This window comes from Xanthomonas axonopodis (assembly GCF_001304695.1).
Classification (GTDB): domain Bacteria; phylum Pseudomonadota; class Gammaproteobacteria; order Xanthomonadales; family Xanthomonadaceae; genus Xanthomonas; species Xanthomonas axonopodis.
This window is the reverse complement of the sequence record NZ_JFAQ01000010.1, coordinates 51,866-57,865: the sequence shown is the minus strand read 5'-3', so window position 1 is coordinate 57,865 and position 6,000 is coordinate 51,866. Positions and strand designations below refer to the sequence as shown.

Genomic DNA, 6,000 nt, shown 5'->3' with positions numbered 1-6,000 from the left:
CCCGTCGCCCCGAGCAGGGCGACGCCGCCCGCGGCAATGACCCAGGCAAGCCTAAAGGGTCGCATGTGGTGGTGTACGTGGCACTGGCGGGCAATCTGGCCATTGCCGTGGCCAAGTTCATCGCCGCCGGCATCTCCGGCAGCTCGGCCATGCTCAGCGAAGGCGTGCATTCGCTGGTGGACACCGTCAACGAAGTGCTGCTGTTGTATGGCTTGCGCCGCGCCGCGCAGCCGCCCACCCCGACCCATCCGTTCGGTTACGGGCGCGAGCTGTACTTCTGGAGTTTCATCGTCGCCCTGCTGGTCTTCGCGATGGGGGCAGGTGTGTCGCTGTACGAAGGCATCGTGCATTTGCGCAACCCGGAGCCGGCCAAGAGCCATCTGATCGCCTACTGCGTGCTCGGCGTATCGATCGTGTTCGAAGGCATTTCCTGGGTGGTGGCGGTGCGCGAATTTCGCTCCAAGAAAGGCCGCATGGGCTATTTCCAGGTATTTCGCCAAAGCAAGGACCCCACCACCTTTACCGTGTTGCTGGAAGACAGCGCCGCGTTGATCGGTCTGCTGATGGCGCTGCTCGGCCTGGCCGGTGCGCAATTGTTCGACATGCCCGAGCTCGACGGCATCGCCTCGATCGGCATCGCCGGGGTGCTGGCGTTTACCGCGTTCTTGTTGGCGCGCGAAACCAAGGGCCTGCTGATCGGCGAGCCGGCGCATGCGCATGTCACCGACTCGCTGCGGCGCATCGCCGCCAGCGACCCGGACGTGCGTGCCGCCAATGGCGTGCTCACCATGCAAATCGGCCCCAACCAGGTGGTGGCGGCATTGAGCGCCGAGTTCGAAGACAGCCGCACCACACCGCAGATCGAGGCCTGCGTCGGGCGGATCGAAGCCGCTGCCAAGCAGCAACATCCCGAACTCACCGCACTGTTCATCAAACCGCAGACCCCGGAAACCTGGCGTGCACGGCGTGCGCAGATCGAGAGCGGCGCAGAGCCGGACTGAGGGAGACCGACGCGTGTGCAACATGCGGATGTCGGGATGCGCATGCCTGTCGGTCACCACGGCGCTGCGCGTTGGTCCATCAAAGCCAGCGCCGTTGCCGAACTAGCCGATCGCGCTGCGGACGGTCAGCCCGACGCACACCACCCTTCAATCTCCGTTGTCGCGCTGACTCAGCCGGCGTGCGCGGGCGTGGCGGTCGTCTCGTCAAACTGATCCCCGCCTCAACCGCAAACCCGGCTGCGGTTGCATGATCCGGCGTGATTGCCTACGGTGTGCGTGCGGCACCTCTTCGCATCGTGAATTAGCCGATGCATTCCCCCTCGATCACCCATCATGGAGGTTTCCAATGGAAATCAGCCAAGGTCGCGTTGCGACCATTCACTACACCCTTTCCGACGACAACGGCCAAGTGCTGGATCGCTCCACGCCCGACACGCCGCTGAGTTATCTGCATGGCGCCGGCAACATCGTGCCCGGCCTGGAACAGGCACTGGAAGGCAAGCGGCTGGGCGATACGCTCACCGCGGACGTCGTGCCCGAACAGGGCTATGGCCCGCGTCATGAGCAGCTCATCCAGCAGGTGCCGCGCGATGCGTTTCCGACCGATGTCGACGTGGTACCCGGCGTGCAGTTCGAGGCACGCACGCAGCAGGGTCCGGTCTTGGTCACCGTGACTGAAGTTGGGCCGGACCAGGTCACCGTAGACGGCAATCACCCGCTCGCTGGGCAAACATTGCACTTTGCGGTCGAAGTGGTGGCAGTGCGCGAGGCCACCACGCAGGAATTGAACGACGGTCACGTGGCCGAGCTGGCGGCCTGACCGGAGCGCGCGCCGCGCCCGCGTGGCTGCGGCGCGGCCAGTGCCCGACACGGCGCCTGTGTTTGGCCACTGGCGTCACCGACGCTGCCGGTCTCGACGGCAGGTGCGGCAGGCGTAGTAAAGTGCGCGGCCCGCTCCCAGGCCTGTCTGCATGAAACTCGGCATCGACTTCGGTACCAGCAACTCCGCCGCCGCGGCGATCGTCGATGGGCAGGTGGTGCCGGTGCGCTTCGGCGAGGCCTTGCAGTTCCGCACCACGGTGTATTTTCCGGAGACCATGCGCGACCCGGACGATTTCAGCCTGACGCCAGCGCTGGAATACGAGGTGGAGCGGCTCATTGACTCGGGCCGCCGCGATGCATTGGCCGCCGGCCGCACCCCCAACAACGACAGTCTGCGCCGCGATGCGATCCGCATCGTGCGTCGGCAATGGATGGAAGAGCAGGTGCGTGAGCCACGCAGCTCCGCCGCCCTGCTGCAAAACGCCGTCTACGGCGATGAAGCGCTGGATGCGTATTTTCTCGAAGGCGAAGGCAGCCTGGTGCAGAGCCCCAAGTCGATGCTGGGCTACAACCTGCATCCGCGCGCGCGCCAGACCATTACCGGCATCGCCACCCATGTGCTGGAACACATCCGGCTGACTGCCTCGCGCCAGTTCGACATCAACATCCGTCACGCCACCCTGGGCCGCCCGGTGCAATTCCGCAGTTCGATCGGTGAAGCCGGCAACGCGCAGGCGCTGGAGATTCTGCAGACCGCCGCGATCGCCGCCGGTTTCGATAGCGTGGATTTTCTCGAAGAGCCTGCAGCGGCTGCGATGCATTACCACGTCAGCCACGACAGCCGCCACGCCACCGTGGTGGTGGATATCGGTGGCGGCACCACCGACGTTGCCCACGCCAGCGTCGGCGGCAGCGCTGCGCCACAGGTGCACCGCGCATGGGGTATTGCGCGTGGCGGCACCGATATCGATCTGGCGTTGAGCCTGGCGGCCTACATGCCACTGTTCGGCCGCGGCATCACGCGCGTACCCACCCACCATTACGTGGAGGCAGCGATGGTGCAAGACATGACGCGACAGCGCGAATTTCGCCTGCACAAGTACCAGAACGTGCCCGCACCCTTCGACAAGCGCCTGCAGGCCCTGCAGGACACCGGCAACACCGCGCGCCTATATCGCGGAGTGGAGGCCTGCAAGATCGCGCTCAGCGAGGCGGACAGGCACCAGGCCGCGCTCGACTTCATCGAGCGCGGCCTGGGCGTGGACGTGCAGGCCCAGGCACTGGTTGCGTCCGCTTCCAGCTATCTAGGCGAACTGGCAGGCCTGCTGGCACAGGTGCGCGCCGACATGGCCGCCGCACCGGCGACGGTGTTCCTCACCGGCGGCATGTCGCGCGCGGGTTACATCCGCGAGACCGTGGCCGCTGCATTCCCCGAATCGCGCCTGGTGCATGGCGATCCGTCATTCGGTGTGGTCCAGGGATTGGCCTGGGCCGCGCAGACAGCCCACTCGTCGGACACTTAACACGCGCTGGCACGTCATCCCGTATAATGGGCTGCTGCTCGACGCCCCGCCGTCTTGCCTGCAACGGCACGCACGCGGTGTCACCGCACTTCCCCGCTACAGGAGGCCACATGGCACGTCCCGCGACCAAGCAGAAATCCCAGCCCAGCATCGCTCGCAGCGAAGGTAAGTCGCAGCCGCTCAGTCGTGAGCGCATCGCTGCCGATATCGCTGCGTTCCGTAAGACCGGCGGCCGGATCGAAGTGCTCACCACCAACTTCGGCCCGGCGCGTAACGACGGCGACAAAATCGCCTGACGCAGCCCACAACGCGGCAGGTTGCAACGCTTGTTGCCGCGTTGTTGAATTGTTGTATCAACATGCCACCGCAAGGTGGCATGTTTGTTCCTGGTGTGCCGATTTCATGCATGCGCATCGCGCGGGAATGCAACTCCAGTGCGATGTCGTGTCGCTTCTGGCGATGAACCGCTCAGTGACTTCGCACAGGCTGCTGATGGGGGCGACCGGGCGCAGCCCAGCGCGTCGGCGCCTTGCGCCGCATCGGCGCGAACACTCCAGGCTGCCCCCACCCACTCCATCTGCATGCGCACATAGGCATGCACGCATTGAACGCATGCACTCTGCCGCACGCGGGCATTGCAGATGAGCATGCATTCACTCTGCGCACCTACAGCGCAGAATTGGCCCGCTACAAGGGGCGCCCCTTTGATCCTGCACGCTGTGATGTCTGCCTCCAATGCGTTGCCCGCCATGATCCGCAGCCGGTTGCCCCATTGGAATCCGGAATGGCTGGCGATTGCGGTGCCGACGGTCAAGATCGTGCTGATTCTGGCAGTTGCCGCGTTGATCCGCCTGCTGCTCCGGCAATTGCTGCGGCGGCTGTGCACGCGTTACAGCGTGCCGGCCGAAATAATGATCGGTATCCGCCGCGTCGGTAGCTTCGTCATTTCGGTCAGTGCCTTGCTGATGGTGCTGCGGGTCATCGGCGTCTCGCGCGGCACGTTGTGGACCGCATTCACCGGGTTCGCAGCCGTCGGCGCGGTGGCGTTCTTTGCTGCATGGAGCGTGCTGTCCAATATCTTCTGCACGTTCCTGATCACCACCACGCGGCCGTTTCGCCTGCACGATCACATCGAGGTACTCGAAGGCGGCGACAAGCCAGGCTTGAAGGGACGCGTGATCGATATCAACGTGATCTACACCACGCGAAACCGGCGAGCGTGCCGGCAGCGTACTGCAAGTTCTCGATAGCCTGTTTTTCCAGCGCACAACGCGTCGCTGGCGCGAGACCAGCAGCTTCAACGCCAACTAAGCGCAAGGCGGAGGCCTTTTGCTGCGCCAGTTCGCCAGTGGCAGACCCGAACACGGCGACGTCGGCAAGCGGCAACCGTCGACCACTGCAGCGAGCTCCACTGCGGCGCCCGCGTGTGACAGCAGTTCCCTGCCCCGCAATCGCGACCGCCGATTGCATCGTGGGCATGACCCACCCACCACTCAACGCAGCTGACTGTCCTTGCTGCCGCGACGGTTATAGCCGCTTTGCGCAGCCTGCTCCTGGTCGTGCGCTTCTTGGCAGTTCACGCACAAGTGCACGCCGGGCACTGCCTTGCGGCGCGCCTCGGGAATCGTTGCGTCGCACTCTTCGCAGTGCGTCAGACTCGGCCCTTGATGCAACTGACTCCGTGCGCGCTTGATCGCATCGTCGACAGTGGCATCGATCTGGTCCTGTACCGCTCCATCACCCGCCCATCCGGTCGCCATGGTCGCTCACCTCGCTGGTCTGGACACACATATGGTCATTCGCGTAGGCAAATCCAAGCCGCATGTGCACAGTACGCTCAAGCTGGTTGAACTAGCATCAAATCAACGCCACCGGCCGCCACGCGCGGAGTGACCAGGCCTCCGTCATCCGCACCCACAAGGAATAGCAATGGAACAGCCCGTCCACCCGTTTTCCGAACTCTTTGCCCAGCTTGGCCTGCCGTCCGACAAAGCCGGCATCCGCAGCTTCATTGCCGCGCATTCCCCGCTGCCGGGCGATATGCGCCTGGAAGAAGCGCCGTTCTGGACGCCTGCCCAATCCCAGCTACTGCGTGAAGAACGCCTCGACGATGCCGACTGGATCGTGACCATCGACCAACTCAATATCGCCTTGCATACCACTGCCAGCGATACCGGCGTCTGAGCCAAGCGTGTGGTTCGTGTGCACCACGCTTGAGATCGTCTACAGCTGACATGCTTGCCAGCTGATTGGGCGGAACAAAAAAAGGAGCGGCCATTGGCCGCTCCTTTGCATCACAGGTAATACAGCAGGCAGCGACGCGCGTGCCGGGCTGTGCAGCATGCGTCAGGTTACTTTCTTGGCGATCGTCATGCCCAGCACGAACAGCACGATGGCAATGATGATGCCCGCCCAGAACAGGAACTTGGCGATACCCATCGCCGCGCCGGCCATGCCGCCGAATCCCAGCGCACCGGCGATCAAGCCGATAATTGCGAAGATGATGGCCCACTTGATCATGATGTTGTCTCCTCATCGGCACCATGCCGTTGTTCGATCGTGTGCTTGCGGCGCAGCGCCACAAAACATGCACCGCACGCTACCGATCCGAATGTGCCGCACTCGTGAATACGCCTGACACAGGCTGCAATACA

Annotated in this window: 7 protein-coding genes and 1 pseudogene; 6 read left to right on the top strand and 2 right to left on the bottom strand. The window is 64.0% G+C overall.

The features are described 5' to 3' along the window. The 5 genes and pseudogenes from XAXN_RS01000 to XAXN_RS00980 all read left to right on the top strand — a co-directional run. Positions 1 to 1,001 (top strand): cation diffusion facilitator family transporter (locus XAXN_RS01000; RefSeq protein WP_054318169.1); only part of this gene is annotated, 1,001 nt, incomplete at its 5' end. Between the two features lie 346 nt (positions 1,002 to 1,347). Further along, entirely contained in the window at positions 1,348 to 1,821 is a 474-nt protein-coding gene (locus XAXN_RS00995) for an FKBP-type peptidyl-prolyl cis-trans isomerase (protein WP_054318165.1), read from the top strand. 151 nt (positions 1,822 to 1,972) lie between these two features. After that, the gene (locus tag XAXN_RS00990) at positions 1,973 to 3,346 is read left to right on the top strand and encodes an Hsp70 family protein (RefSeq protein ID WP_054318164.1); all 1,374 of its coding nucleotides are present in this window, start codon (positions 1,973 to 1,975) and stop codon (positions 3,344 to 3,346) included. A gap of 110 nt (positions 3,347 to 3,456) precedes the next feature. After that, a complete protein-coding gene (locus tag XAXN_RS00985; protein WP_010366034.1) occupies positions 3,457 to 3,642 on the top strand; it encodes a hypothetical protein in 186 nt (61 codons plus the stop codon). A 426-nt stretch (positions 3,643 to 4,068) separates the two neighbouring features. Continuing rightward, a pseudogene (locus XAXN_RS00980) lies at positions 4,069 to 4,657 on the top strand (mechanosensitive ion channel domain-containing protein). Between the two features lie 182 nt (positions 4,658 to 4,839). Here the strand turns inward: XAXN_RS00980 and XAXN_RS00975 are convergent. Further along, entirely contained in the window at positions 4,840 to 5,106 is a 267-nt protein-coding gene (locus XAXN_RS00975; RefSeq protein ID WP_054318163.1) for a DksA/TraR family C4-type zinc finger protein, read from the bottom strand. A gap of 169 nt (positions 5,107 to 5,275) precedes the next feature. Between XAXN_RS00975 and XAXN_RS00970 the strand changes: the two genes are divergently transcribed. Further along, a complete protein-coding gene (locus XAXN_RS00970) occupies positions 5,276 to 5,530 on the top strand; it encodes a DUF2789 domain-containing protein (protein WP_054318162.1) in 255 nt (84 codons plus the stop codon). 162 nt (positions 5,531 to 5,692) lie between these two features. Here XAXN_RS00970 and XAXN_RS00965 read toward each other — a convergent pair whose 3' ends face one another. Next, the gene (locus XAXN_RS00965) at positions 5,693 to 5,866 is read right to left on the bottom strand and encodes a DUF1328 domain-containing protein (protein ID WP_003489471.1); all 174 of its coding nucleotides are present in this window, start codon (positions 5,864 to 5,866) and stop codon (positions 5,693 to 5,695) included. Positions 5,867 to 6,000 lie beyond the last annotated feature (134 nt).